Annotated in this window: 23 protein-coding genes and 1 tRNA gene; 16 read left to right on the top strand and 8 right to left on the bottom strand. The window is 36.8% G+C overall.

What is annotated here, in order from left to right; translation table 11 throughout:
- A complete protein-coding gene (locus K4422_RS02785; RefSeq protein ID WP_230709039.1) occupies nt 1–432 on the top strand; it encodes a universal stress protein in 432 nt (143 codons plus the stop codon).
- Nucleotides 433–548: 116 nt separating this feature from the next.
- On the opposite strand, the gene K4422_RS02780 is transcribed toward K4422_RS02785, so the two are convergent.
- Nucleotides 549–998, bottom strand: coding sequence for a threonine/serine exporter family protein (locus K4422_RS02780; protein WP_230709036.1), 450 nt, complete (start codon nt 996–998; stop codon nt 549–551).
- Nucleotides 995–1,750 (bottom strand): threonine/serine exporter family protein, encoded by a 756-nt coding sequence (locus K4422_RS02775; RefSeq protein WP_230709034.1) that lies wholly within the window; start codon nt 1,748–1,750, stop codon nt 995–997. The genes K4422_RS02780 and K4422_RS02775 overlap by 4 nt, the downstream gene beginning before the upstream one ends.
- Before the next feature lie 406 nt (nt 1,751–2,156).
- Between K4422_RS02775 and K4422_RS02770 the strand changes: the two genes are divergently transcribed.
- The 5 genes from K4422_RS02770 to asnB all read left to right on the top strand — a co-directional run bounded on the left by K4422_RS02770 (nt 2,157) and on the right by asnB (nt 6,691).
- Nucleotides 2,157–2,735 carry a TetR/AcrR family transcriptional regulator gene (locus K4422_RS02770; RefSeq protein ID WP_206904619.1) on the top strand — a complete coding sequence of 193 codons (579 nt, stop codon included), beginning with the start codon at nt 2,157–2,159 and terminating at the stop codon, nt 2,733–2,735.
- A gap of 184 nt (nt 2,736–2,919) precedes the next feature.
- Nucleotides 2,920–3,007: transfer RNA gene (locus K4422_RS02765), tRNA-Ser, on the top strand.
- A gap of 438 nt (nt 3,008–3,445) precedes the next feature.
- Nucleotides 3,446–3,934 carry a hypothetical protein gene (locus K4422_RS02760; protein WP_230709031.1) on the top strand — a complete coding sequence of 163 codons (489 nt, stop codon included), beginning with the start codon at nt 3,446–3,448 and terminating at the stop codon, nt 3,932–3,934.
- Nucleotides 3,935–4,114: 180 nt separating this feature from the next.
- Entirely contained in the window at nt 4,115–4,591 is a 477-nt protein-coding gene (locus tag K4422_RS02755; RefSeq protein WP_230709029.1) for a pyridoxamine 5'-phosphate oxidase family protein, read from the top strand.
- Between the two features lie 204 nt (nt 4,592–4,795).
- A complete protein-coding gene (gene asnB, locus K4422_RS02750) occupies nt 4,796–6,691 on the top strand; it encodes an asparagine synthase (glutamine-hydrolyzing) (RefSeq protein ID WP_230709502.1) in 1,896 nt (631 codons plus the stop codon).
- 190 nt (nt 6,692–6,881) lie between these two features.
- Here asnB and K4422_RS02745 read toward each other — a convergent pair whose 3' ends face one another.
- The 5 genes from K4422_RS02745 to K4422_RS02725 form a co-directional block, all read right to left on the bottom strand.
- Entirely contained in the window at nt 6,882–7,520 is a 639-nt protein-coding gene (locus K4422_RS02745; protein WP_230709027.1) for an NAD(P)H-hydrate epimerase, read from the bottom strand.
- A gap of 71 nt (nt 7,521–7,591) precedes the next feature.
- The gene (locus K4422_RS02740; RefSeq protein ID WP_206904605.1) at nt 7,592–8,356 is read right to left on the bottom strand and encodes an ABC transporter permease; all 765 of its coding nucleotides are present in this window, start codon (nt 8,354–8,356) and stop codon (nt 7,592–7,594) included.
- Nucleotides 8,353–9,258, bottom strand: coding sequence for an ABC transporter ATP-binding protein (locus K4422_RS02735; RefSeq protein ID WP_230709025.1), 906 nt, complete (start codon nt 9,256–9,258; stop codon nt 8,353–8,355). The genes K4422_RS02740 and K4422_RS02735 overlap by 4 nt, the downstream gene beginning before the upstream one ends.
- A complete protein-coding gene (locus tag K4422_RS02730; RefSeq protein WP_206904599.1) occupies nt 9,259–9,462 on the bottom strand; it encodes a PLD nuclease N-terminal domain-containing protein in 204 nt (67 codons plus the stop codon).
- A 142-nt stretch (nt 9,463–9,604) separates the two neighbouring features.
- On the bottom strand, nt 9,605–10,408 hold the full coding sequence (locus tag K4422_RS02725; RefSeq protein WP_206904596.1) for a Cof-type HAD-IIB family hydrolase: 804 nt from the start codon (nt 10,406–10,408) through the stop codon (nt 9,605–9,607).
- Nucleotides 10,409–10,692: 284 nt separating this feature from the next.
- Between K4422_RS02725 and K4422_RS02720 the strand changes: the two genes are divergently transcribed.
- Together K4422_RS02720 and K4422_RS02715 are read left to right on the top strand one after the other, a co-directional pair.
- Nucleotides 10,693–12,132: an NCS2 family permease gene (locus tag K4422_RS02720; protein WP_206904595.1), complete on the top strand. Its 1,440-nt coding sequence runs from the start codon at nt 10,693–10,695 to the stop codon at nt 12,130–12,132.
- A gap of 214 nt (nt 12,133–12,346) precedes the next feature.
- Complete coding sequence (locus K4422_RS02715) at nt 12,347–13,543, top strand: multidrug efflux MFS transporter (RefSeq protein WP_206904593.1); 1,197 nt, start codon at nt 12,347–12,349, stop codon at nt 13,541–13,543.
- Nucleotides 13,544–13,765: 222 nt separating this feature from the next.
- Here the strand turns inward: K4422_RS02715 and K4422_RS02710 are convergent, their stop codons facing one another.
- The gene (locus K4422_RS02710; RefSeq protein ID WP_206904591.1) at nt 13,766–13,945 is read right to left on the bottom strand and encodes a YjzD family protein; all 180 of its coding nucleotides are present in this window, start codon (nt 13,943–13,945) and stop codon (nt 13,766–13,768) included.
- 97 nt (nt 13,946–14,042) lie between these two features.
- On the opposite strand from K4422_RS02710, the gene dnaE reads away from it, so the two are divergent.
- The 8 genes from dnaE (at nt 14,043) to K4422_RS02670 (ending at nt 25,360) form a co-directional block, all read left to right on the top strand.
- On the top strand, nt 14,043–17,351 hold the full coding sequence (gene dnaE, locus K4422_RS02705; protein ID WP_230709022.1) for a DNA polymerase III subunit alpha: 3,309 nt from the start codon (nt 14,043–14,045) through the stop codon (nt 17,349–17,351).
- Nucleotides 17,352–17,509: 158 nt separating this feature from the next.
- The gene (pfkA, locus tag K4422_RS02700; protein ID WP_173103274.1) at nt 17,510–18,472 is read left to right on the top strand and encodes a 6-phosphofructokinase; all 963 of its coding nucleotides are present in this window, start codon (nt 17,510–17,512) and stop codon (nt 18,470–18,472) included.
- Nucleotides 18,473–18,541: 69 nt separating this feature from the next.
- The gene (pyk, locus tag K4422_RS02695) at nt 18,542–20,326 is read left to right on the top strand and encodes a pyruvate kinase (protein WP_206904587.1); all 1,785 of its coding nucleotides are present in this window, start codon (nt 18,542–18,544) and stop codon (nt 20,324–20,326) included.
- Between the two features lie 140 nt (nt 20,327–20,466).
- On the top strand, nt 20,467–21,027 hold the full coding sequence (locus tag K4422_RS02690) for a YceD family protein (RefSeq protein WP_206904580.1): 561 nt from the start codon (nt 20,467–20,469) through the stop codon (nt 21,025–21,027).
- Nucleotides 21,028–21,087: 60 nt separating this feature from the next.
- Complete coding sequence (rpmF, locus tag K4422_RS02685) at nt 21,088–21,267, top strand: 50S ribosomal protein L32 (RefSeq protein ID WP_010753256.1); 180 nt, start codon at nt 21,088–21,090, stop codon at nt 21,265–21,267.
- Between the two features lie 234 nt (nt 21,268–21,501).
- Entirely contained in the window at nt 21,502–22,923 is a 1,422-nt protein-coding gene (gndA, locus tag K4422_RS02680; protein WP_206904577.1) for an NADP-dependent phosphogluconate dehydrogenase, read from the top strand.
- A 266-nt stretch (nt 22,924–23,189) separates the two neighbouring features.
- Nucleotides 23,190–23,876, top strand: coding sequence for a response regulator transcription factor (locus K4422_RS02675; RefSeq protein WP_016171674.1), 687 nt, complete (start codon nt 23,190–23,192; stop codon nt 23,874–23,876).
- A complete protein-coding gene (locus K4422_RS02670; RefSeq protein ID WP_206904574.1) occupies nt 23,873–25,360 on the top strand; it encodes a HAMP domain-containing sensor histidine kinase in 1,488 nt (495 codons plus the stop codon). The genes K4422_RS02675 and K4422_RS02670 overlap by 4 nt, the downstream gene beginning before the upstream one ends.
- Nucleotides 25,361–25,983 lie beyond the last annotated feature (623 nt).

The following is a 25,983-nucleotide window of genomic DNA, read 5'->3' as shown; positions in this document are numbered from 1 at the left end:
ATGAATACTTTTAAGTGTATTTTAGTAGCAGTAGATGATTCGAATGATTCAAAAAAAGCTTTTGAATATGCGTTAACATACGCAATGGAGCATCAAGCCTCTTTGACGATTACAACTATTTTCGAAATTAATCGCTTGAATGTGTACGAGTATCTAACGCCTGAAACAATTGCGCTGCATAAGCAAGATACAATTGCAATAGCGGAAAACTATCGTAAACAAGCATTAACCAAAGGAGTAAAAGAGGCAACGGTTGTGGTCGATGAAGGAACACCGGCAACAGTTATTTTAGATAAAGTTTTACCCGCGGTAAAACCAGACTTACTAATTTGCGGTTCCAAAAGTAAACCAAGTCATGCCCCACTAGTTTTAGGAAGTCAAGCTGCTTTACTCGCAAAAGGAGCAAGTTGTTCAGTTTTAATTATTCGCTAAAATAAAGTTGTGATAAAAACCACGATTTAAACGCCATTTATTTGTAATAAAATGGCCCACGTCTGCTGGTATAGCCGTAATAAAAAAGGTGAGACAAAAGTAAACTAACTTTTGTCTCATCTTTTTTTGATAGGAGGATTAAATTTAAACACCAGTGTCTCAACGAGTGATGTTATCATAAAGCCTGCGGCAATCGCACCGGCAGTCATAATGACAATTTTTAGATTATCTAACGATTTGGCAGAATCACCTAACACCAATTCACGAATGGCTTGATAAGCAGGACCGCCTGGAACTAGCGGCACCAAACTGGGGATGTTGAAAATAATCATCGGCATTTTAAGACGCCGTGAAAAAAAGATGCTGAAACAGCCAATCGCAATGGCAGCGACAAAGTTAGAAAAGCCTAATCCCTGCGCGTTTTGTCGTAATAACCAATACACCATCCAGCCGATGGCACCGGTTAAGCCTGTTGCTAATAAGGAACGTTTGGGGATATTAGTGATAATACCAAAAGCTACAGTACTGATAAAACTAAAGAAAAAATGAATGCCATATAAGATCATGCGATACCACCTCCAAATAAAAGCAGCGTGGTCGCAATTCCAACACCAATAGCAGCCGCAATAAATAAAGCTTCAATCCCCCGAGCAACCCCGCTTAGCAGATCCCCTGATAAAATGTCACGAAATGAGTTCGTGATGGCTACACCAGGGACTAAAGGCATTACCGCTCCGATTATAATGTGGTCAACATTGCTGGCTAATCCCAGCTTTACACATGAAATAGCCAACGCACCAATAACAAAAGCTGCAACAAACATATCTAAAAAACGCATTTGTAACCATTTTTTTACATAAATTCCTGCGATAAATCCAAGACAGCCAATAAAAAACGTGGAGATAAAATCTTGCCATGTCCCGCCAAAGATATACATTAAAGTACAACTAACAAAACCTGCTGCCAGCACTTGCCAAAGTAAAGAAAAACTCGGTGTGTCACAGTTCACACGTTTTAGTCGTGCATTTAACTCGTTTAAAGTAATTTTTTTAGCTGCAAATTCGCGGGAAAGATGATTGACGGCGACAATTTTTTCTAAGTTGATGGAACGTTCATGTACCTCTTCTAATTGAGAAAAAGAAGAATTACGTATACTCATAAATAGGCCAGTTGCCGTAACATAACTAACAGTGTTAGAAATCCCAGCATTTTCTGCGATTCGATTCATCGTATCTTCTACACGATATACTTCTGAACCATTCTCCATCATAATTTTACCCGCCATAAGACAGGTACTTAAAACAAGCTCTTCTTTCATTTGTTTACCTCATTTGTAAAGTTGCTTCTATTCTATCATTTCGTTGTTTGAATTGCTTTTAATTTTTATTAGGTGAAAAGTTTTTTTGCCGTTTTATTCAAAAACACTGATAAAGAAATATCAGAAAATTGAGAAATTTTTGTTTTAGCTTAAAATAAATTAATATAGATTTAATAAAAATAACGGTTGTAATAGTTTGTGAAATGTCTTATTATCTTTTTAAGATATTTTATGTCATAAATTTATTGTGAACTGTTGGTTAATTTGGTATCTCTCGTTATCGTACGAATTTTTTTCTTTAAGATAGATAACTATTTTTGAGGTATATCATTTCCCAAAAATTCTATTTTTGTTTACAATAAACTTATGAATGATAAATGTTATTATAAAGGAGAGGTGACTTTCTATGCGTCGTAAGGTTTATACAAAAGATCAAATATTGAAAGCCGCTTATGAAGTTATTTCAAAAGATGGCTTCAGTAAGTTTACAGCCCGTAACATTGCTAAAAAAATGGGGATTTCAACCCAGCCGATTTATTTAGAGTTTAAAAATATGCAAGATCTTAAAAACACTTTGGTTGAAACAGTTATGCGGGATTTACAAGAAAATGTCTTTCCAATTAAGCATACAGGAAATCAAATTGTTGACTTGGGTTTGAATTACATTAATTTTGCCCAAGAAAATCGTAATTTGTATGTTGCCTTATTTGTTGATGAATATGGCGGTGGCAAAATGATGCACGAGTTTTCATATGAATACTTCAAAAATATGGTGGCAAATTGCCCAGAATATGCTGACTTGTCTGACGAGTACATCAAAGCACTTCATGATGGGACTTGGATCACAGTGACAGGAATTGCTTCTTTGATGTCTTCTGGTATTATTCACCCTTCTCAAGAACAAATTGGTGAATTAATTCAATCTGCTGTTGATGGTATTTTGAAAATGGAGGCCCCAGAAAAAATTTTTAATGGGGAAGGCTAGTTTACTAGTGAAAAATCACGCTTATAAAAGAAAGATGCGTCTTAGCTGTTCATAATACTTTTTCTTTCAAAGGCAGGCTGTTTTTAAAAGGAGTAGTCCATGACAGTTAATTCGCGTTTTTTTTATGAGGTACATCTTAATTGACTTTTTTTCAATTTTGACGAAAATAAAAGAAGTAGCCCATGGAGAGTTGGCAGAGTGGTAATGCACTGGACTCGAAATCCAGCGAGCCGGTTTACACCGGTGCACGGGTTCAAATCCCGTACTCTCCTTAAAGATTGCGCTAGGCAAAAGTTATTTTGACTTTTGCCTAGCGTTTTTTGTCGTAAGATATGTTTATATAGTTTTTTTACTGACTATAATCTTTTGCAACCTTTTATTTGAACGTGTTAGGGTGGTTTATTAAAACAAATGCTTTGCCAAAAGTGTTTGTGATATGCTTGCTTTTTAGTACCGTTTTTCAAAATAACAAATCAGATGGAAATTATAGTTTTAATGTAGCAGCTTGTTTTTTATTTAATTATTTGTGATGAGGAATTAGAGCGCTATTTGCTCCTTTTTTTTCGTTGCTTTATGTAAAATTTTTTTACGATTTTTTTTATTTTTACTTTTTTTGAAATAAGGTTGTTGGTAATTTATTTGCGAATGATTAAAAAAGTGTTAAAATAAAAATAGAAAAAGTGGCATAAAATAATTAAGGAGGGATTAAAATGAATCACAAAGAAAATCAGATAGAAACGGATTTGACGAAAGATGATTTGCGATATTTCAATGCTTTTGCCAATGTTCCGCTATCGCAAGCAGAGTATTCAGATTTTAAACAGCTTAAAGACGCCATTACAGGAAATGAAGAGAGAATTGTGGTGAAAGGAAAACTTGCATTTATGTTGTTAATTAGTGTTGTGCCATTATTTCCATTTATTAAAGCATCTAAAATGATTACTTCTGTGTTGCAATCTGGAGATGACTGCAATAGTGCCGAGCTGTTGATGAAGTTAGCCAAACGTAACAATGATGCTCACGGCATAGCTAAAGAGATGTACACCAGTTTGGCTTTGGTGGGAAATGCAGTGATTCGTTTGGGTGGGCAGACGGTTAACGTCTTAGCCCACGAATACGATTTGACATACAGTGGTGATATACAACAACGAGATTTCAAATTTATTTTTGAATTAAAACCTGTTGCTGCAGAGATTTGAAGTGGTAAATGAAGTGAATTTGAAATGAAAGACTTAAATGAGAAGTGATAGTTTTTATACCGCACACATTTTTTCGTGCATGGCGGGAAAATAAAACTTTAACCAAACTCATTTTGGTCTTTTTTTATTTCACTAAAAGTGTTAGATATCTATATAATAGAAAGAAAACAGGAGGCAATTATGCGTAGAAAAGATCGCGAAGTTACAGAAGTAGCAACAATAAAGCAAATAGTGGCCCAATGTTTGGTTTTACGTTTGGCAATGACGCAAGCAGACTACCCTTATATTGTGCCCGTTAATTTTGGTTATGAATGGTCAGGAGAAAATGATTTGACGCTTTTTATTCATGGTGCAAAGACAGGGCTAAAATTGGCGTTGCTGGCTAAAAATAATAAGATTGGTTTTGAAATGGACTGTGGGCAGCAACTGCTCATAGATGAAAAAAGACAATCCTATTCTTATGCCTACCAAAGCATAATTGGGACCGGGGAGGTATTGGTTTTAACCGATGAAGAGAAAAAGAGAGCGGCGTTACAAAAAATTGTCACGCATTATGACCCGAAAAAAGAAGTGGTAATCCCTAACAAAGCGCTAAATGCCACAGCGGTGATTGCAATTAAAGTCAATAGCTTGACTGCAAAAGTCCACACGCCATAAGTGTGAAAAAAAGCAATAAAGTTAGTAGAAAATACATGCTGCTTTTAAGACGGCGGGCTAATTTTTTATAAAATATTAAGAGAAAGTAAAAAACTTTTTTGGATAAAAGGGCATTTGGTAAATTCAGTCGTAGGATTATTAATTTTATGTTATGATAAGTCCTGGTTTGTAGAAAATGAAATTTTAATAATAGGACGTGAAAATATGTGTGGCATTGTCGGCTTTGTGAATAGCAAGGATCAAAAACAAGAAATTATTGAAGATATGATGGATCGCATCGTCCACCGTGGTCCTAATAGTTCTGGTAAATATACAGATAAAAATGTAGCGTTGGGATTTCGTCGGTTGTCAATTATTGACTTAGAGGGCGGCTCACAGCCTATTTATAATGAAGATCGTAGCAAGGTTATTATCTTTAATGGTGAAATTTACAATTTTCAACCTTTGAGAGAACAATTAATTGCCGCTGGACACGTTTTTTCCACGCATGCAGATACAGAAGTATTATTGCATGGTTACGAAGAATGGGGTGCTGAACTTTTACAAAAAGTACGGGGAATGTTCGCTTTTGCCATTTGGGATATTGAAAAACAAGAATTATTTGGTGCCCGCGATCATTTTGGTATTAAACCGTATTATTATGCTGAAATGAATGGTACGTTTATGTTTGGTTCAGAAATCAAGAGCTTTTTACCTCATCCAGATTTCAACAAAGAACTAAATACAGCCGCTTTAAAACCTTATATGACTTTCCAATATTCACCATTAAACGGTGAAACATTCTTTAAAAATGTTTACCGTTTACCAGAAGGACATTATTATACGTATAAAGACGGTAAACTAACAATTAAAGAATATTGGGATGCTGACTTTACGAAAAAAGATGACCATTCAAAAGAAGAATGGGTAGAAGAAATTGATAAGACAGTTGAAGCTTCAATTGCTGCTCACCGGATTGCCGATGTTGAAGTGGGAGCCTTTTTATCGAGTGGGGTTGACTCAAGTTATGTGACTTCGGTTTTACGTCCGGATCATTCCTTTTCAATTGGGTTTGATGACAAGACCTACAACGAAGCGATTGAAGCACGCAAGTTAACCAAAATGTTGGACTTAAACAATACAGCAGCTGTTATTGATGGCGATATGTCCTTTAAGGCATTTCCATTAATTCAATATCATCTAGATGAACCAGATTCCAACCCATCTTGTGTACCCCTTTATTTCTTGGCGAACCTAGCTTCACAATCTGTTCGGGTAGTACAATCAGGGGAAGGAGCAGATGAATTATTTGCCGGTTACCAAACATATGGTTTCCATACCAACTCTAAAATGGTACGCGTTTTTGCCCAAGGATTAAAAAAATTACCAAAAGGGATGCGCTATTCTATTGGTCGCAAGTTTGGGAAAATGAGTAATTTCCATGGTCGTATTCATTTGTATGAAGCAACCGCACCAGCACGCGATTTCTTTATTGGCCATGCTAAAGTTTTTGAAGAACAAGAAGCGGCTAGCTACTTGCAGCCAGAATTTCAAAATGCGCCTTCTGTCAAAGAAATTATGAATCCTCACTTTGATCAAACAAAAGGAATTGAAAGTGAAGTTAATAAAATGCAATACGTGGATGTCCACCAATGGATGCCAAAAGATATTTTATTAAAAGCAGACAAACTTTCTATGGCCAGCTCCCTTGAATTACGAGTGCCACTGTTGGATATCGAAGTGATGAAATTAGCACAACGCATTCCTGCAAAATATGTAATGAATCAAAACAATACTAAGGATGCTTTCCGCCAAGCAGCTAATCGTCACTTGCCAGAAGAATGGGCAAATCGGGAAAAATTAGGTTTTCCTGTGCCAATTAAAGCTTGGTTAAAAGAAGATCATGGTTATGAAGAAGTTAAAGCGTTGTTTACGGCTGATTTTGCTAAACAATTCTTTGATCAAACAAAAATCATGAAATTATTAAACGATCATCACGAAGGTAAAGCCGAAGTACAACGTAAAATTTGGACAATCTTTACTTTCCTAACTTGGTATAAAGTTTACTTTATCGATGAAGAAATTCCTACCGCAAAAGCAATTACTTACGAAACACTATAATGAAAAAACCAAACGTAAAACTTTTCAAAAGGCGCGTCTGAAAGACTAACTTTTAGGCGTTGCTACTTGAAAGGTCAAGCGTTTGGTTTTTTTATCTGACAGATTTGCAAATTTTTGCTTATGACTTATGGCTAGGGAGTCCATTAACTTTTCTAATTGTGATAAAGCTTAAGAGCGGTCGCAAAGTTTTTTATTTTAAAGGCGCATCACTTATACCGATATCGACAACGTGCAAATTACCACAGGCGTTACTTCCTGGTGAGACGGTGAAGCCAGTTTTCTTAAATTGAAAGGTGATTGTTGTGTCCGCACGAATAAATGCACCTAGGGAGCTACCAGTTGAAGCATCAATGCCAGAAGGGACATCAATGGCTACGATGGGTAATTTGCTGTTGTTTATTTGCACGATAACATTTTTTGCCTTTGTGCTTAGCTCGCCTGTAGCGCCAATTCCTAAGAAACTATCGATGATGATTGTAAAACCTAAGAAAGTTTCTAAGTGGTGTAAAATAGGAATTTGATAATATTGGCAAATATTATATTGTTGTCGGCATTCTTTTGTTTGATGATCTAAATTTCCGGCAAAATAAATCGTAACATTTTTGCCGGCAAGGTGAAGTAAACGCGCAAGTGCAAAACCGTCGCCGCCATTATTGCCACTGCCACAGAGTATGAGAATTTGCGAAAGATCATTCTTTTTTTCATTTGTTAGTTTTGCAAAGACTGCTAATGCGGCTTTTTCCATGAGGACCATGCTAGAAATACCGATCGTGTCAATGGTGTATTGCTCACAGGTCTTCATTTGTTGTACGTTCACTAATTGGGTCATATTAATTCCTCCTACTTTTTATCCTTTAGCTAGATTGTAACGAAAACGTGGCTTTTTTACCAAAGAAGTCCTTATAAGCGCCGCTTTCTAAAAATAGCTAAACTTAAGCCAATAAATAAAAGAATAAGGAGAATAGCCAGCATAACACCAGGCCAATAGGGGGTAAAATCACTTTTACCGGTTAACCAATTAAGAGAATTAGTACCCAAGATAAAAGGATTGTAATGGTCTATTTTCTTAAAGATACCACTCAAACTACTAATTAAATAAAAGACTGCGACGATCAAAAGACTTTGGCCCATATTTTTGGCCAAGCTAGAGGCGAAAATAGTAGCGGCTAAAATGATGCTGCCATATAGCCAAAAACCAAAAAGTGGTAACAAAAGATGCGGGCTTTTGCCATCATTAAAATAATATGCAGTGTAGCCCAGATTGGTCACAAACGACAGAAAAAGCGTAAAAGTCCAAATAAAAAAGAGATATAGTGCTTTACTTATTACCAAAACAGAACGGGATAATCCTTTTGTGATAAAAGGAATAAGCGTGCCTTTTTCAACTTCAGTACTGATTATACCCGTTGATAATAAGACGATTGCCAATAAAAGAAATTGTGGCAAATTTTTATAATACTGTGTCCAACTATCAATAGAAGTAGATGCAGGTAAGGTGATAGTCATTTTTTCTGGCAGTAATGAAGCCATCATATCTGGCATAATTTTGGCTAAAAAAGGCGATAAAATACCAACAGCAAGAGCAATGATAAATAAAATCGGAATTTTTTTAGTCCGCCAATTAGCAAAAAATTCTTTAGCCAGGAAAAGTTGGAGTTGTTTCATTTTGTCACCACCTTTAAAAATATAGCTTCTAATGTTGGCTCGACTAGTTTAAATTCCAACGGCACTAGGTTTAATGTAGCGACTCTTTTGATAATTTGTAAGCCTAAATCTTCTTGCGGTAAACTTGGTAAGACGAGTTTTTGCGCGACTTGCTGCCAGTCTTGTGGATTTTGCTTTAAAAAAAGAGCCGTATCAGCGGGACTTTCAAAGCGTAATTCATAGTGATTAGGCTGAGCTGTTTTAATTTCTGCTAGTGGGCCAGTTAATTGGATTTTTCCGTCATTTAAAATGGCCACATGATCACATATGGCTTCTACATCAGCTAAAATATGAGAAGAAAATAAAACTGTGGTTTCATTTTTTAAACTTGCTAGAATGTCTAATACTTCTTTGCGTCCTAATGGATCGAGGGCGGAAGTTGGTTCATCACAGATTAATAACTGCGGTTCATTTAAGAGAGCTTGGGCTAAACCTAAGCGCTGTTTCATTCCCCGTGAGAAGCCACTAATTTTTTGATTTGTTGTTTGTAAACCAACTTTTGTTAGTAAGGAGGGGATTTTCAGCTGCAGTTCACTTTTTGACATACCGCTCGTACGACCACATAAACTTAAATATTCTGTAGCCGTGAGGTAATCATAAAATGCGGGCACATCGGGAAGGTAGCCGATTTTTTGATTGGTTGTGGTATCGCCGTATTTTACTGTCTGTCCGGCAATAGTAACAGAACCACTATCAGCAGCTAAAAGTCCTAAAATAATCTTCATCGTGGTTGTTTTTCCGGCTCCGTTTTCACCAACAAAGCCAAAAATACTGCCTTTGGGGATGGTTAAGCTTAAATTATCAAGAATAAGGTTACTACCAAATTGTTTTTTTACATTTTGCAGGGTTAACATGGAAGTCATTTAATCTTCTCCTTTACCAAAAGCAAAATAGACAATCGGTCCGATAAAAGAAAATACAGCACAAATAATAATCCAAACAATTCGATTACCAAATTTGTAGTGGGGATGTTTTAATACGTCGATAATAGCGTAAATTGCCAGGCCAAGTTGTAAAATAATCAGTGGTATTAAAATAGGTAAATATTCGTGGACATTTAATTGCATGTAAATCACTCCTTATTTAGTTAAATTATTTTAATTGTATAGTTTGTATTAATAATTATAATACAAACTATACAAAGCTGCAAAGAAAAAAGGTTGGGAATTCTCATTCTGAAAATTCCCAACCTTTTTTTCTCTAGAAGTCTTAAATAGCAAGGTATTTTTCCAAATAATCTGCTAAACCATCTTCATCATTACTTTTAGTTGTAATATCATTGCTAATTGCTTTTGCTTCAGGACTCGCATTTTTCATTGCGACGCCCCAACCTGCGTAATCAAGCATCTCCAAGTCATTATGCTCATCGCCAAACGCGATGATATCTTTTCGATCGATTGCCATAGAATCAGCGATAATTTCAACACCCCGCGCTTTTTGAATTCCTTTGGCTACGATTTCCAAAATTGCATTAGGACCACCCCAAGTTCTAACGTCAATGTAGTCAGAAAACTGCGCTTTTAAGGTATCTGAAACCGTTTGTGCCAATTCAGTTTTGGTTTGAATCAACATCGAAGTTGGATTTGATTTTAGATTTTCTAACAAATTATCAGGGGTTGGTTTCTGATTATCAAAGAGATATTCACTGCCAAAATCCAAACGATCGACATAGAATGTGTCGCGATTTTCAGCGGCAACAAAATCTAATTGAAGATCATTTTTTTGTTTTAAAATTTCAAAGACAATATCACGGCTAAAGAGTGTTTCAGATTCTGCAGCCCACTTTGTATAAGGCACGTGGACTAAAGCACCATTAAAATTAACCATTGGCGTATTTAAAGCCAATTGGTGATAAAACTTTTCACTAATGCGAAATGGGCGACCAGTCGCAATGCTGACGATGTGGCCAGTTGCCATCGCTTTTTTTAAAACAGCTTCAGTTTTAGGACTAATTTGGGATTTAGCATTTAAAGTTGTACCATCTAGGTCAATGGCAATTAGTTTTTTATTCATATATATTCTCCCCTCGTATAAAAGATACGCTGTTTTAGTTTAACATATTTTATATTTTTCACAAGCGGACTGGTTCATAACAAAGATACCTTTAAAAAAAATTAGCGAAGTGAAATAAAGGGGGAATAATTTATTTTCGCAGCAAAACACGAACATTATCAAGGCGGTGATCAAAAAACATCGAGAAAAAGATTGTTTTATTTTTACTGAGAAATTATAATCAGTCTTTGTTGGATGATAAATCCGAAATATGCCCTTATTCTTTTGTAGGAGTGAACATTTTAATGGAAAAGTTTTTTAAATTGAAGGAAAGTAACACAAATGTTTCAACGGAATTTGTCGCAGGTTTAACGACTTTCTTTGCGATGAGTTATATTTTATTCGTAAATCCGACGATTCTATCAGCTTCTGGTATGCCGTTTCAAGCGGTGTTCCTTGCGACAATTATTGCGTCAGTAATTGGAACTTTAGTAATGGGACTTTTTGCCAATGTGCCATATGCACAAGCACCTGGGATGGGGCTTAACGCCTTTTTCACTTTCACGGTTGTTTTTGGCCTTGGTTACACGTGGCAACAAGCCTTGGCGATGGTCTTTATTTGCGGCTTGATTAATATTTTTATTACGATTACCAAAATTCGTAAAATGATTATCCACGCAATTCCAGAAAGTATGCAGCATGCTATTGGTGGCGGAATCGGGATTTTCGTTGCCTATGTTGGGTTGAAAAACGCGAACCTTTTGAGCTTTAGTGCGGATTCTGCAACCATTACAAGTAGTGTTGTGGAAGGGGATAAAGCCGTTAACGTTACGATGAATGGTGGGATTGTCCCAGCTTTAGCTAACTTTAATAATGCTCCGGTCTTATTAGCTGTTATTGGGTTAGTGTTAACGACGATTTTAGTCGTACGTAATGTTCGTGGTGCTATTTTAATTGGGATTGTGGCAACGACAATTTTAGGTATTTTCATGGGTGTTGTTGATCTTAGTGCAATCGATTGGAAAGCTAATTCTTTAGGCAGTTCCATTAACGAGTTAAAAACCACATTTGGTGCAGCTTTTGGTAGTGAAGGTATGCAATCACTGTTTCGTGATGCTGGTAAAATTCCACAAGTTTTAATGACGATTATTGCCTTTAGTTTATCCGATACTTTTGATACGATTGGGACATTTATCGGTACTGGTCGCAGAACCGGAATTTTCTCTAAAGAAGACGAAGATGCTTTAGAAGACAGTCGTGGTTTTAACACCAAAATGGACAAAGCCTTATTTGCAGATGCGATTGCAACTTCAATTGGTGCGATTTTTGGTACGTCAAACACGACTACTTATGTTGAGTCTGCAGCCGGGATTGGTGCTGGCGGACGGACTGGTTTAACATCTGTTGTTGTGGCTGGTTTATTTGCAATTAGCAGTTTCTTTTCACCTTTAATTTCTATTGTACCTGCGCAAGCGACAGCACCGGCTTTAATCTTAGTTGGGGTCATGATGATGGCTTCTTTCAAAGATATTGAGTGGACTGATTTAGAAGAGGCAGTACCAGCTTTCTTTGCTGCAATTTTTATGGGCTTTTGTTACAGTATTTCTTACGGTATCGCAGCTGGCTTCATTTTCTATACAATTGTGAAAGTAATTAAAGGCAAATTTAATGAAATTTCTCCAATTCTTTGGGTTGTAGACATTTTATTTATCTTAAACTTTATTATTTTAGCTGTAATTGCTTAATTAAAAATTACTATCTCATTTATAAGATAAAAATCTAGGGAAAAAGTCGTTTTGGCTTTTACTCTAGATTTTTTTGTCGATTAATTCTTTAAAAATATTTCATGGAAGATAAGCGAATTCATTAAAAAATTGCTGTCTTTTTGCCACATATCTTGGCTTTCCAATTCACCTCTTGTGGAAAATAGGCTATAGTAGTAATGAAAGAGGGTTGACTATGAAGTTAGATTGGAAACGAAATTTATTTATCTCGTGGATTGGGTGTTTTTTTACCGGTGCTAGTTTTAGTTTGGTGATGCCCTTTATTCCTATTTATATTGAGCAGTTGGGAACACCCAAAAATCAAGTAGAATTGTTTGCTGGTTTGGCAATTTCCGTTACAGCCTTTGCCTCGGCCATTGTTGCACCTATTTGGGGGAATTTGGCAGATCGCAAGGGTCGCCGCTTAATGATGATTCGTGCTGCAATTGGGATGACGTTTACGATGGGCTCGTTGGCTTTTGTACCTAATGTATACTGGCTTTTGATTATGCGGTTTATGACGGGGATTTTATCAGGTTATATTCCGAATGCAACGGCATTAATTGCCTCCCAAGCACCAAGAGAAAAAAGTGGATGGGCACTTGGAACATTGTCTACTGGTGCAGTTGCGGGGAATTTAATCGGTCCATCAATGGGAGGAGCATTGGCTCAGTGGTTTGGTATGGAAAATGTATTCATTATTACCGGGACGGTTTTAGCAATTACGACTATTTTAACGATTTTCTTTGTTAAAGAAGACTTTGTACCAATTGAAAAAACCGACTTATTGACTGTTAAGCAGATATTCAACCGAGTCTCTAACCTTCAAGTATTGATTGGTTTATTTATCACTTCGTTAATTTTACAAGTTGGGGTAACGAGTATTAGTCCCATCTTGACGCTTTATATTCGCCAATTAAGTGGCGATAGTAGTAACATCTTATTTGTCAGTGGCTTAATTGTTTCAGTCGCTGGTGTTTCTGCTATTATTTCGTCGCCAACATTGGGAAAATTAGGGGATAAAATTGGAAATCAAAAAATTCTACTCTTTGGCTTAGTACTGTCCTTTATTTGTTTTATTCCAATGGGATTTGTTAAAACACCGTTTCAGTTAGGTGTTCTACGTTTTATTCTCGGTTTTTCAACCGGAGCTTTAATGCCTTCTATTAATACGTTGATTTCAAAAATCACACCACCAGAAGGCGTTAGTCGAATTTATAGTTACAATCAAATGTTTACAAACTTTGGTCAAGTACTAGGCCCAATGGTGGGTTCAACAGTGGCACACGGGATGGGGTATCGTGCTGTTTTTTGGGTAACCAGTGGTTTTGTGTTCTTAAACATTTGTTTGTCGACTTTTAATTTTCGCAAAGTTTTAAACAAAAGACTTTAGTCTGATTAATTCAGCTGAAAAAAGCTATTTATAAAAAAAGTTATTCATAATAAAAGGCTGTGATACGGCTTTTATCACAGCCTTTTAATTGTTTGTTGCAACGAAAGCCAGGATTAAACTTGAACAAAAGTAAATTTGTTTAATGAAGCAAAAGAAACAAAAAAAGATTGCAACAAACTGCAATCTTTTTGAGTCAAGTTGTGTAAAAGACACAACTGTTTGTTATGCGTGTTTCTTTTTGGGCGTAGCCACTTCGGCAATTAGGATAATGATAACTCCTAAAATTAGGGAAATGATTGAGCTAAGTTTAAAATCATAAGTGCCGCTGTTTAAAGCACTACCCAGGTAGCCAACGACTTGACCTAAGATATACGTCCAAAACAAAGTAACCAAATATTTCATAGCAGACACCTCTTCTCTTGCTCATTTCTCGATTACAGTTTACCATATTTTTCTTGAATGTAAAGTTTTCAAGTGTTTTCAAAAAGGAGGACATACAGTGCTGCCACAATTATATACCGTGACTGCTTATTCTTTGTTGCAAAGTACAATTGAGATAAATCGGCTCGTGCAAACGGCTAAACAAAGAGGCTACGATACATTAGGAATATGTGATCGCAATGTCTTGGTTGGAGCAGTCACTTTTTATAACGCATGTCAGCGTGCGGGTCTAAAATCAGTGATTGGTTTGCACTTAGATTACTATTCACCTGTTCAAGCAGGTGAAAATGAGATCTTATTATTTGCTAAAAATTTTGTTGGTTATCAACAGCTGATGGCTTTAAGTAGTCAAAAAGAGATCAATGGTCAAGTTGATTTGGCTGATTTTGCTCCACTGGATAATTTATATGGTGTTTTACCACTAAGAAATGAAGTCGATTACTTTTTTTCAAAAGATGTTGCTAAAGCAGAAAACCGTCTTAATTTTTTTCAGGAACTATTTCCTAAAGAACAATTTTTTTATGGTGTTTCTCCTCAAAAACAATTAGCGGAAGAATTGGTGCATTTTTATCTTCAACAAGGCGTAGCACCTTTTGCTATTAATGAAGTAAATACAATTGATCCAGCGGAAAAAGCAGCAATTGCAGTAATGCAGCACCTAAAAGGCGGCACGCAAATGCAAGATATTGCCGAATTGGAGCAAGGAAGTGGCGAATACTTAGTTAACGCAAGTCAACTAACGGAGTATTTTCGCCAGAACCAACCGCAAGCATTGGAAAATGCGCAAAAAACTGCAGCGGTTTGTAGTCAGTTTGAGCTACCCTTACACCAAAAACTATTGCCCCACTATCCTGTTCCTCAAAATAGACCTGCTGCTGAATTTTTGCGACAGTTGTGTGAAACGAAGCTGAAACAGCGGGTTGAAAATATCACGGCTGAATACAAACAGCGCCTTGACTATGAATTGCAAATTATAAACCAAATGGGTTTTGATGACTATTTTTTAATTGTTTGGGATGTAATGGATTTTGCTCACTGTAGTAATATTGTGACAGGTGCAGGCCGGGGTTCTGCGGCAGGATCCCTCGTTGCTTTTGTATTAGCAATTACAGATGTTGATCCGATTGAATACGACCTGTTGTTTGAGCGCTTCTTAAATCCAGAGCGCTACACAATGCCAGATATTGATCTGGATATTCCCGATAATCGCCGAGATGAAGTGCTACATTATGTGAAAGAAAAATATGGCACTTTTCAAGTAGCCCAAATTGCTACATTTGGTACAATGGCTGCCAAGATGGTCCTTCGAGACGTTGCTCGGGTTTTTGGTTTATCACAAAGTGAGGCCAATCGATGGAGCAAGGCGATTCCAAATACCTTGAAAATTACGCTAAAAAAAGCACTGGAAGAGTCCAGTAGTCTGCGGGATCTGATTGCATTAAGTGAGCGAAATCGGCAATTGTTTGAAGTTGCTTTAACATTGGAAGGACTACCGCGCCATGTTTCCACCCATGCTGCCGGGGTAGTGATTAGTGATAAAAATTTACTGCAATTAATTCCTTTACAAGCTGGAGCCAATGATATTTTATTAACGCAGTTTACCATGAATGATGTGGAAGCTGTCGGCTTATTAAAAATGGATTTTTTAGGCTTACGTAATCTTTCCATTATTGACGATACGCTAAAGGGAATCAAAAAAGTTACAGGGGATAAACTTTCGCAAAAAGATATTCCCCTAACTGATGAGAAGACGTTGAAGCTTTTTCAAGCAGGCAATACATCTGGCGTCTTTCAATTTGAATCCGCTGGGATAAAAAATGTCTTACGTCGTTTAGGTCCAGAAAATATTGAAGAAATTGCTGCAGTCAACGCCTTATATCGACCAGGTCCTATGCAAAATATCGATCACTTTATTAAGCGGAAAAAAGGACAAGAAAAAGTAACTTATTTGGATGATAGTTTGATACCAATATTAAAAAATACCTATGGCATTATGGTTTACCAAGAACAAGTTATGCAAGTTGCAGCTAAAATGGCAGGGTTCACCTTGGGACAAGCCGATATTTTGCGCCGCGCCATCAGTAAAAAGAAAAAAGATGTTTTAGATGAAGAACGGCGCCATTTCGTTAAGGGCGCTGTAAAAATGGGACATAGTAAAACAAAAGCCAATGAGGTCTACGATTATATTGAACGATTTGCTGATTATGGCTTTAATCGTTCTCACGCTTTTGCTTATTCTTTTGTTGGTTTTCAAATGGGCTTTTTAAAAGTGCATTATCCGGCGCCTTTTTTTGCCGCCTTACTTCACTCGGTTCGCAATAATACTGCTAAAGTCAAAGAATATTTAACAGAGGCGAAAAAACAAGGAATTAGAATTTTGCCGCCTAGCATTAATGCCAGTGGTTTTAGTTTTTATTTGGTGAACAATCATGAAATTCGTTTTGGGTTAAGCAGTATTAAAGGTACTCGTCGTGACTTTATTGCCGCAATTATCGCGGAACGAAAGGAGAATGGTCCTTTTCAATCACTGGATAATTTCTTGTATCGCTTGCCAGCAAAGTGGCTTAAATTGGATTTAATTCAGCCTTTGGTGGAGATTGGTGCTTTCGATGAGGTTGAAAAAAATCGACGACAACTTGTAACAGGCTTAGACAGTAAAATTCAAAATATTGAATATAGTGGCGGCAGTATGGATTTATTAGATATTATGGCACTAAAACCAACTGAAATTAGTGATTATTCGTTGACTGAGCGCTTGAATTTAGAAGAACAATATTTAGGTGTTTATGTTTCCGGACATCCGACTGAAAGTTATCCTGTATTAAAAGCTGCGCGTCAAGTACAGCTGATTAGTGAACTACTACCTAAACAAAACGTGCATCTTCTTTTATACATTCGAGGAATCCGCGAGATTCGCACGAAAAAAGGTGAGCAGATGGCCTTTGTGGAGGCTAATGATCCGACTGGCGAAGTTTCTTTAACTATTTTTCCAAATAGTTATCGTCATGTGCGCCAAACTTTTGCAGTCGATGACGTCGTCTACGTTGAAGGAAAAACTGAAATCAGCACCTATAATCAAGAGATGCAAGTAATTGCAGATCAAATTGTGTTAGCCAAAAAAATTAGCGACATAAAAAGTGCACCAACTTGCTATATTCGTCTAACTGGTATAGCTGATACAGACAAGCAACTATCAGCCTTGTACGCTTTAATTAAACAAGCGCCAGGAGCAAGTAAAATAATTCTTTTTTATGAAAGTACTGGAACAAAAAAAATACTAGCAGAAAAATATCAAATTGCGGAAAATCCTGTTGTAACGCAAGACTTGAAGAATATTTTTGGTGAAAATAACGTAGTTTTCAAGTGACTTTCAGTAAATTTTACTTTTCGCTTTCAATTTTTTCAATTTTCTGCTCGTATCTCAAGACATTTCCATATTTTAATGGTAAAATGGACAACGTGGTTAATGCCAAAATGGTATTATTTAGGGAAACCTAAAAATATTTTAATGAGGTGAAATTGTAGATGAAACGCATCGGAATCTTAACCAGTGGCGGTGACGCACCTGGTATGAACGCAGCAGTCCGTGCGGTGGTCCGTAAAGCAATCTTCGATGGTATCGAAGTATACGGAATCAATTATGGATATGCCGGTTTAGTTGCTGGTGATATTCGCCGTTTAGACGTTGCTGATGTTGGGGATAAAATCCAACGTGGCGGGACTTTTCTTTATTCAGCCCGCTATCCAGAATTTGCTACTAAAGAAGGACAATTAAAAGGTATTGAACAGTTAAAAAAATTCGGCATCGAAGGCTTAGTGGTTATCGGTGGGGATGGTTCTTACCATGGAGCAATGGCCTTAACACGTCATGGCTTTCCTGCTGTAGGAATTCCTGGAACAATCGATAACGATATTCCAGGTACAGATTTTACAATTGGTTTTGATACAGCAATCAATACCGTCTTAGAATCGATTGACCGCATTCGTGATACAGCGACTTCTCACGTTCGTACTTTTGTTATTGAAGTAATGGGCCGTGGCGCTGGCGATATTGCATTATGGTCTGGTGTTGCTGGTGGTGCAGATGAAATCATCATCCCAGAACACGAATTTGATATGGCTGCCGTTGCAAAACGCATTCAAGATGGCCGCGACCGTGGTAAAAAACATTGTTTAATCGTTTTAGCAGAAGGTGTTATGGGCGGCAATGAATTCGCTGATAAACTTTCTGAATATGGTGATTTCCATACGCGTGTTTCTATTTTGGGCCACGTTGTACGCGGGGGTTCTCCAAGTGCTCGTGATCGTGTCTTGGCAAGTAAATTTGGCGCTTATGCAGTAGAATTGCTTGAACAAGGAAAAGGCGGTTTATGTATCGGCATCGAAGACAATAAAGTTGTTGCCGCTGATATTATCGACACACTTGAAAACAATAAACACAAACCTGATTTGAGTCTATATGACTTAAACAAACAATTATCATTCTAATTGACAGCTACTAAAAGTTAATAAAGCAGCAATGTCTGTTTTAAATAAAGGAATAGGAGCGTTTACGTAATGAAGAAAACCAAAATCGTTAGTACGTTAGGACCAGCAAGTAATAGCGTGGAAATTATTTCACAATTAATCGAATCTGGAGCTAATGTTTTCCGTTTTAATTTCTCTCATGGTGACCATGAAGAACAATTAGGCCGGATGAATATGGTAAGAGAAGCAGTGAAGAAAACTGGTAAAGATGTCGCTATCTTATTAGATACAAAAGGGGCAGAAATCCGGACTACTGTTCAAGATACAACTGAAGCAGACTTCGGTCGTGCCGGTTATATCCAATTCAACGTTGGGGATACAACACGTATCGCGATGGATCCAGAATTAAAAGGAACTAAAGAAAAAATTGCTGTAACTTACCCAGGCTTGTTCGATGACGTTCACGTTGGTGGTCACATCTTATTCGATGATGGTTTAATCGACATGGAAATCACTGAAAAAGACGAAGCAAACCGCGAATTAATCGTCGTAGTGAAAAATGCTGGTATGTTAGGTTCAAGAAAAGGTGTTAACGCTCCTGGCGTTTCAATTAGCTTGCCTGGTATTACTGAAAAAGATGCAGATGATATTCGTTTTGGCCTAGATAACGATATTGACTTTATCGCGGCTTCATTTGTCCGTAAAGCACAAGACGTTCTTGAAATTCGTGAAATTTTAGAAGAAAAGAACATGACACATGTTCAAATCTTCCCTAAAATTGAATCACAAGAAGGTATTGATAATATCGATGAAATCATCAAAGTTTCAGATGGTATTATGGTCGCTCGTGGTGACATGGGTGTTGAAATTGCGCCAGAATTAGTACCAATGGTGCAAAAACGTATTATTCAAAAATGTAATGCTGCTGGTAAAGCTGTTATTACAGCAACTCAAATGTTAGAATCTATGCAACAAAATCCACGTCCAACACGGGCAGAAGCTTCTGACGTGGCGAATGCTGTCTTTGATGGTACAGATGCAACAATGCTTTCTGGCGAATCTGCAAATGGTGACTACCCAGTTCAAGCAGTAGCTACAATGGCTCGTATTGACGTTGAAGCTGAAAAAGCTTTATCAGAATTAGGTTCATTCCAAATCAATGAATTTGATAAAACTGATGTTACTGAAACAATTGGTTTATCTGTGGCTCGTGCAGCGAAAAACTTAGGTGTTAAAACAATCGTTGCTGCAACTGAATCAGGCTATACAGCTAAAATGATTTCTAAATACCGTCCAGATGCAGACATCTTGGCTGTTACATTTGACGAACGTACAAAACGCGGTTTAATGCTTAACTGGGGTGTATTCCCAACAGTTGCACAAAAACCAACAACAACAGATGAAATGTTTGATTTAGCTGCTAAAAAAGCTGTTGAATTAGGTTTTGCTAAAGAAGGCGAACTAATCTTAATTACAGCCGGCGTACCAGTTGGCGAACGTGGAACCACAAACGTTATGAAGATCCAATTAATCGGTTCTAAACTATTAGACGCACAAGGCGTTGGTGAAAGAACGGTTGTCGCAAATGCAGTTGTCGCTAAATCAGCTGAAGAAGCAAATTCTCGTGCTAAAGAAGGAATGGTCTTAGTTGTACCAACAACTGACAAAGATTACATGCCTGCATTTGAAAAAGCTGCTGCTGTTATCGTTGAAGAAGGCGGCCTAACTTCTCATGCTGCTGTTGTGGGGATCGCAAAAGATATTCCAGTTATCGTTGGTGCTGCTGATGCAACAACAACAATTCAAGATGGTGAATTAGTCACTGTTGACCCTCGTCGTGGTATTGTATACCGTGGTGAAACAACAGCTATCTAAGAAGCTATTTAGCTTTTTATTACTAGAACGAAGTAGTCTAGGCTACTTCGTTTTATTTTTTGAAAAGGTGTCAAGAAAATTTCATTGACAAGCTAAAATACTCCCTGTATAATAGCTTTTGTTGCTTAGAGGTGATAAAAATGAAGTGGTCTTTATTGGAATTAAACAAATACCATGAAACGCCGTTAACTTTTTCAGAGACATTGGATTTGAAAAAAGAATTAATGAAACGGGACAATCAAATACTAGATATCACTCCCATTGAAGTAAGTGGGCTTGTTACTGTATCAAAAAGTGATTATCTTATTCATTACACATTGAAGGCGACGTTGACGCTTCCTTCATCAAGAAGTTTAGACCCAGTTGATTTACCACTGGATTTAGTTGTTGACGAAGTTTTTATGACGCCTGAGCAGTTGCAAATGCGGACTGAACTGATTTCAGAAGAAGAGGTCTTGCTTATTGAAGGTCAGACAATCGATTTGGATGAATCAGTGGCTGACAATATTTTGTTAGCAATTCCGTTGCAGGTTTTAACAAAAGAAGAAGAACTCTCCAACCAAATGCCTGCTGGGCAAGATTGGGAAGTCATCTCTGAAGAAGACTATCTGCAACAAAAAGAAACAGCCGCACCCAAAATTGATCCTCGTCTTGCGAAATTATCAGAACTGTTTAATACAACAGAAGATGATGATAAGTAAGATTGGAATAAATAGCAATCTATTTATAGTTTGCTTTTCATAAACAAGGAGGTGTAACAAATGGCAGTACCAGCTCGTAAAACATCTAAAGCTAAGAAAAACAAACGTCGTACTCATTACAAATTGACTATCAACGGTTTGAACGAATGTCCAAACTGTGGTGAATTGAAAAAAAGCCACCACGTATGTGCCAACTGCGGTTACTACGATGGCAAGGACGTAACGACTAAAGAAGCATAATTCATTTTTTTGAGAAAATGAATGAAGAAAACCCGCAAAGCTAACCATGGAGCTTTGCGGGTTTTTATTTTGTATTTTTTAAAACACGAGCAAAGACAAAGCAAGAAACAATAGTCGATTTTTGGCTATGTTGTATTTTATTTACCCCATTGTAATTTATAGCCTCCTTTAGTTTGAAAGCAAGGCTTTTTACGTTATAATAGAAAAGATTAAAGCTACTAGGAGGAACTCAAAATGACAAAACAGCAAATTGGTGTTGTCGGCATGGCCGTCATGGGGAAAAACTTAGCCCTAAATATTGAAAGCCGTGGCTATTCAGTAGCGTTGTTCAACCGAACAGCTGCGAAGACAGAAGCGGTAGTAAAAGAACATCCAGATAAGAAATTTAAAGCGACGTATACAATTGCAGATTTTGTCGAAGCAATTGAAAAACCACGCCGGATTTTGCTAATGGTTAAAGCAGGCGCGGCAACAGATGCGACAATTAAAGAATTATTACCTCATTTGGATAAAGGTGATATTTTAATCGACGGTGGCAACACTTTCTTCAAAGATACGATCCGTCGAAATGAAGAATTGGCTAACTCTGGTATCAACTTTATAGGTACGGGTGTTTCTGGTGGAGAAGAAGGCGCCTTAAAGGGTCCTTCTATTATGCCTGGCGGACAAAAAGAAGCGTATGACTTAGTAGCACCTATTCTAGAACAAATCTCTGCCAAAGCAGAAGATGGTGCGCCATGTGTAACCTATATCGGACCAAATGGTGCAGGTCATTACGTGAAGATGGTTCATAATGGAATTGAATATGGCGATATGCAATTAATTGCCGAATCTTATGATTTAATGAAAAATGTGTTGGGACTTTCTGTTGCTGAGATGGCTGACATTTTTAAAGAATGGAATGAAGGGGAACTTGATAGTTATCTAATTGAGATCACCGCGGACATTTTAACAAGAAAAGATGATCTTGGTACAGGCAAACCAATTGTCGATGTTATTTTAGATGCTGCTGGTAATAAAGGTACCGGTAAATGGACAAGCCAAAGTGCATTAGACTTAGGGGTGCCACTACCACTCATTACGGAGTCTGTTTTTGCGCGCTATATCTCTGCTTACAAAGAAGAACGGGTAGCTGCAAGCAAAGTCCTACCTGCCCCAGCGAAATTTAACTATCAAGGCGATAAAAAAGAATTGATCGAAAAAATTCGTGAAGCTTTATACTTCAGTAAAATTATGAGTTATGCACAAGGTTTTGCGCAATTACGTACCGCATCAAAAGAATACGATTGGGACTTGCCTTTTGGTGAAATTGCTAAAATTTGGCGAGCGGGTTGTATTATCCGTGCCCGTTTCTTGCAAAAAATCACCGATGCTTATGACCATAAACCAGACTTAGAAAACTTATTACTAGATGATTACTTCTTGGAAATTACCAAAAAATATCAGCAAGCCGTACGCGAAGTAGTTGCTTTAGCAGTCCAAGCAGGTGTTCCTGTGCCTACATTTTCTTCGGCAATTGCTTACTTTGACTCTTATCGTTCGGAACGTTTGCCAGCAAATATTATCCAAGCACAACGGGATTATTTTGGGGCACATACTTATGAACGGACAGATAAAGAAGGAATTTACCACTACAGCTGGTATCATGAAGAATAAGTAAAAAACAATGAAAATTTGAATAATTCTAATTTGTTTATGGGAAAGACTGTTGGTGTTTTTGAAAATATCAACAGTCTTTTTTTATCTTTAGCGAATAAAAGTGGTATCTCGTGTGACTTTTGACGATTATTAACCTACTAATAAGATTTTCAGATACCTCTTTTTTCTTTCATAGTTTCATGGTAAAATGACTATAGTATTTTAATAAAAAAACAACTATTTTTTATTACAAAAAAATATAAAGAAAAGGGATCTAAAACCAAATGAGTAATATTTTAATTATTGAAGATGAAAAGAACTTAGCTCGTTTTGTTGAACTAGAGTTGACGCACGAAGGGTATCATACTGAAGTTCATTACAACGGACGGACTGGTTTAGATGCAGCACTAAATAATGACTGGGATGCAATTTTGTTAGACTTAATGCTACCAGAATTAAACGGTTTAGAAGTTTGTCGCCGTGTGCGCCAAGTTAAAAACACACCAATCATCATGATGACAGCGAGAGATTCTGTTATTGATCGCGTATCTGGTCTTGATCATGGCGCAGATGATTATATTGTAAAACCTTTTGCAATTGAGGAATTACTAGCTCGTTTACGTGCATTACTTCGCCGAATTGATATTGAAGGAGATAAAAATGTCGCAAAACAAACGACTATTACTTATCGTGACTTAGTCATCGAAAAGGAAAACCGTGTCGTTCGTCGTGGCAATGAAGTAATTGAATTAACCAAACGAGAATATGAATTACTATTAACCTTAATGGAAAATGTGAATGTTGTTTTAGCCCGCGATGTTTTATTAAATAAAGTTTGGGGATATGAAACAGAAGTCGAAACAAATGTAGTCGACGTGTATATTCGTTATTTGCGTAATAAAATTGATGTTCCTGGGGAAGAAAGCTACATCCAAACTGTCCGGGGAACTGGTTATGTGATGCGCTCGTGAGCAAAAAAAATAGAACTTTTAACAAAGAACTGAAAGGCCCATCCTTAACAATTAAGTGGGCCTTTGCAAGTTCTTTCTTTATATTTATCGTCTTTACGATTTTTGCGGTTATTACCTATAAGTCGTCGATTAACTTAATCGTAGCTAAAGAACGACACAATGTAGAAGAAGTCATTTCAGAGGTCACTTCCCGCTTGGCTAATGGACAAGAAGAATTGACAACGCAAAGTGCCTATTTTGCGATTGCAAAAATTTCCAATGAAGATCGTACGCCTGATGCTATTTCCCATTTAGATGGCGATATTTTACAACTTGATCAGTTTGTCTCAGAATTAGGGCAACCCGAATTAAACTTGTATGTCTACAACTTGAAAAAAGAGCCCATTTTAAAAACTCATGAAAATGATTTCGAATTAGTGCAGACAAAACGTAAAGAGCCAACTATTATTACGATGAAAGGTTCAACTGGCTTTTTATCCATTCATCCAATCTTTTCCAAGGTGACAAGAGAAAAAATTGGTTATGCACAAACTTTTTATGAGTTGTCTTCTTTTTACGAAATTCGCAGTAAGCTATTATTAACTTTAATTATTTTAGAAGTAGTTTCATTAATTTTATCTAGTTTCTTAGGCTTCTTTTTGTCGACGTATTTCTTGAAACCATTAAAAGTTTTGCGCGATACAATGGATACTATCCGTAAAGATCCAGAATCTGATGCATATATGCCTAAAATTGACACCGATGATGAATTAGCAGATTTGGCGGATATTTTTAATGATATGTTAGAGAGGATGCGGATGTACATTGAACAACAAAAGCAATTTGTTGAAGATGTTTCCCATGAGTTGCGAACGCCAGTAGCGGTTATAGAAGGACATTTAAGTATGTTGCAGCGCTGGGGAAAAAATGAACCTGAAATATTAGATGAAGCCTTGAATGCAAGTCAACAAGAAATTAGTCGCATGAAAAGCTTAGTTCAAGAGATGCTTGATTTATCTCGTGCTGAACAGGTGGAGCTTCATTATGCAAATGAAGTAACGCAAGCAAAAGAAGTGACGTATCAGGTCTTTAATAACTTTAAAATGCTGTATCCAGAATTTACCTTTACGTTGGATGATGATTTAACAAAAGAAGAGACGTTAGCAATTTATCGCAACCATTTCGAACAAATTATTATTATTATTTTGGATAATGCCGTGAAATATTCAACTGAACGAAAAGAAGTACACTTGAAAATTGGAAAAAGTAACCAATTTTTTGAAATTGATATTCAAGACTTTGGCGAAGGCATCTCGGAAACAGACTTAGAAAAAGTTTTCCATCGGTTTTATCGTGTTGATAAAGCCCGTGCGCGCACAAAAGGAGGCAACGGCTTAGGTCTTTCTATAGCCAAGCAGTTAATTGACAGTTACAAAGGTGAAATTGTGGTTGATAGTGTTGTAGGACAAGGAACGGTGTTCAAAATATATATTCCAATTAAATAGTTTATTTCATGTGATAATTTTTCTATGGAATACCTGACTAGATATAGCTTTTTGCGGTTATGCAATAAAAGTTATATCTAGTCGGGTATTTTTTTGTCGTGAGATCTATTTGTTAGATTACGCCTTTAAAAAAATAGAAATCATTCCATAATTTTATGCGAATGATTTGTGAATTAAGAGAATTATTGTACGTCATTTGTTAGATGGAAATGCTTTATACGTCTGGGTTATGATAATAAAATTCGGTCGTGAAAAAAATCAAAATTTATTAGTGTTTTTTGTTGCTTTTTGGATTTAGAATTGCTATATTATTATTTGTTCCGAACAAATGCTATGTCTTAAAAAAAGTTAAAACTTTTACTTGACGTGCTAAATCGGGCATGATATTCTAATAAAGCTGTTGCGAATGAGTTGTTATTTACAACTAACAAAACAGTTCGAAAAAGTTGTTGACATCTGATTTTTAAGATGTTAAACTAACAAAGTCGCTGTTATTAAAAAGCGGGTTGCTGAAATATCATTTCAAAAAGTTTTTAAAACTTTTTGAAAAAACAGTTGACAGAAATTAAGTCAGCTGATAAGATATAAGAGTTGCTGAAACATTTCAAAAAGCAACCAACTGC

It is taken from the genome of Enterococcus sp. SMC-9 (assembly GCF_021011285.1).
Taxonomy (GTDB): Bacteria; Bacillota; Bacilli; order Lactobacillales; family Enterococcaceae; genus Enterococcus_C; species Enterococcus_C montenegrensis.
This window is presented reverse-complemented; position numbering and strand designations above follow the sequence as displayed.

What these genes read in the sequence shown, in the direction of transcription:
- K4422_RS02785 (WP_230709039.1), top strand. Translation starts at nt 1, where the DNA reads ATGAATACTTTTAAGTGTATTTTAGTAGCAGTAGATGATTCGAATGAT.
- K4422_RS02780 (WP_230709036.1), bottom strand. Translation starts at nt 998, where the DNA reads ATGATCTTATATGGCATTCATTTTTTCTTTAGTTTTATCAGTACTGTA.
- K4422_RS02775 (WP_230709034.1), bottom strand. Translation starts at nt 1,750, where the DNA reads ATGAAAGAAGAGCTTGTTTTAAGTACCTGTCTTATGGCGGGTAAAATT.
- K4422_RS02770 (WP_206904619.1), top strand. Translation starts at nt 2,157, where the DNA reads ATGCGTCGTAAGGTTTATACAAAAGATCAAATATTGAAAGCCGCTTAT.
- K4422_RS02760 (WP_230709031.1), top strand. Translation starts at nt 3,446, where the DNA reads ATGAATCACAAAGAAAATCAGATAGAAACGGATTTGACGAAAGATGAT.
- K4422_RS02755 (WP_230709029.1), top strand. Translation starts at nt 4,115, where the DNA reads ATGCGTAGAAAAGATCGCGAAGTTACAGAAGTAGCAACAATAAAGCAA.
- asnB (WP_230709502.1), top strand. Translation starts at nt 4,796, where the DNA reads ATGTGTGGCATTGTCGGCTTTGTGAATAGCAAGGATCAAAAACAAGAA.
- K4422_RS02745 (WP_230709027.1), bottom strand. Translation starts at nt 7,520, where the DNA reads ATGACCCAATTAGTGAACGTACAACAAATGAAGACCTGTGAGCAATAC.
- K4422_RS02740 (WP_206904605.1), bottom strand. Translation starts at nt 8,356, where the DNA reads ATGAAACAACTCCAACTTTTCCTGGCTAAAGAATTTTTTGCTAATTGG.
- K4422_RS02735 (WP_230709025.1), bottom strand. Translation starts at nt 9,258, where the DNA reads ATGACTTCCATGTTAACCCTGCAAAATGTAAAAAAACAATTTGGTAGT.
- K4422_RS02730 (WP_206904599.1), bottom strand. Translation starts at nt 9,462, where the DNA reads ATGCAATTAAATGTCCACGAATATTTACCTATTTTAATACCACTGATT.
- K4422_RS02725 (WP_206904596.1), bottom strand. Translation starts at nt 10,408, where the DNA reads ATGAATAAAAAACTAATTGCCATTGACCTAGATGGTACAACTTTAAAT.
- K4422_RS02720 (WP_206904595.1), top strand. Translation starts at nt 10,693, where the DNA reads ATGGAAAAGTTTTTTAAATTGAAGGAAAGTAACACAAATGTTTCAACG.
- K4422_RS02715 (WP_206904593.1), top strand. Translation starts at nt 12,347, where the DNA reads ATGAAGTTAGATTGGAAACGAAATTTATTTATCTCGTGGATTGGGTGT.
- K4422_RS02710 (WP_206904591.1), bottom strand. Translation starts at nt 13,945, where the DNA reads ATGAAATATTTGGTTACTTTGTTTTGGACGTATATCTTAGGTCAAGTC.
- pfkA (WP_173103274.1), top strand. Translation starts at nt 17,510, where the DNA reads ATGAAACGCATCGGAATCTTAACCAGTGGCGGTGACGCACCTGGTATG.
- pyk (WP_206904587.1), top strand. Translation starts at nt 18,542, where the DNA reads ATGAAGAAAACCAAAATCGTTAGTACGTTAGGACCAGCAAGTAATAGC.
- K4422_RS02690 (WP_206904580.1), top strand. Translation starts at nt 20,467, where the DNA reads ATGAAGTGGTCTTTATTGGAATTAAACAAATACCATGAAACGCCGTTA.
- rpmF (WP_010753256.1), top strand. Translation starts at nt 21,088, where the DNA reads ATGGCAGTACCAGCTCGTAAAACATCTAAAGCTAAGAAAAACAAACGT.
- gndA (WP_206904577.1), top strand. Translation starts at nt 21,502, where the DNA reads ATGACAAAACAGCAAATTGGTGTTGTCGGCATGGCCGTCATGGGGAAA.
- K4422_RS02675 (WP_016171674.1), top strand. Translation starts at nt 23,190, where the DNA reads ATGAGTAATATTTTAATTATTGAAGATGAAAAGAACTTAGCTCGTTTT.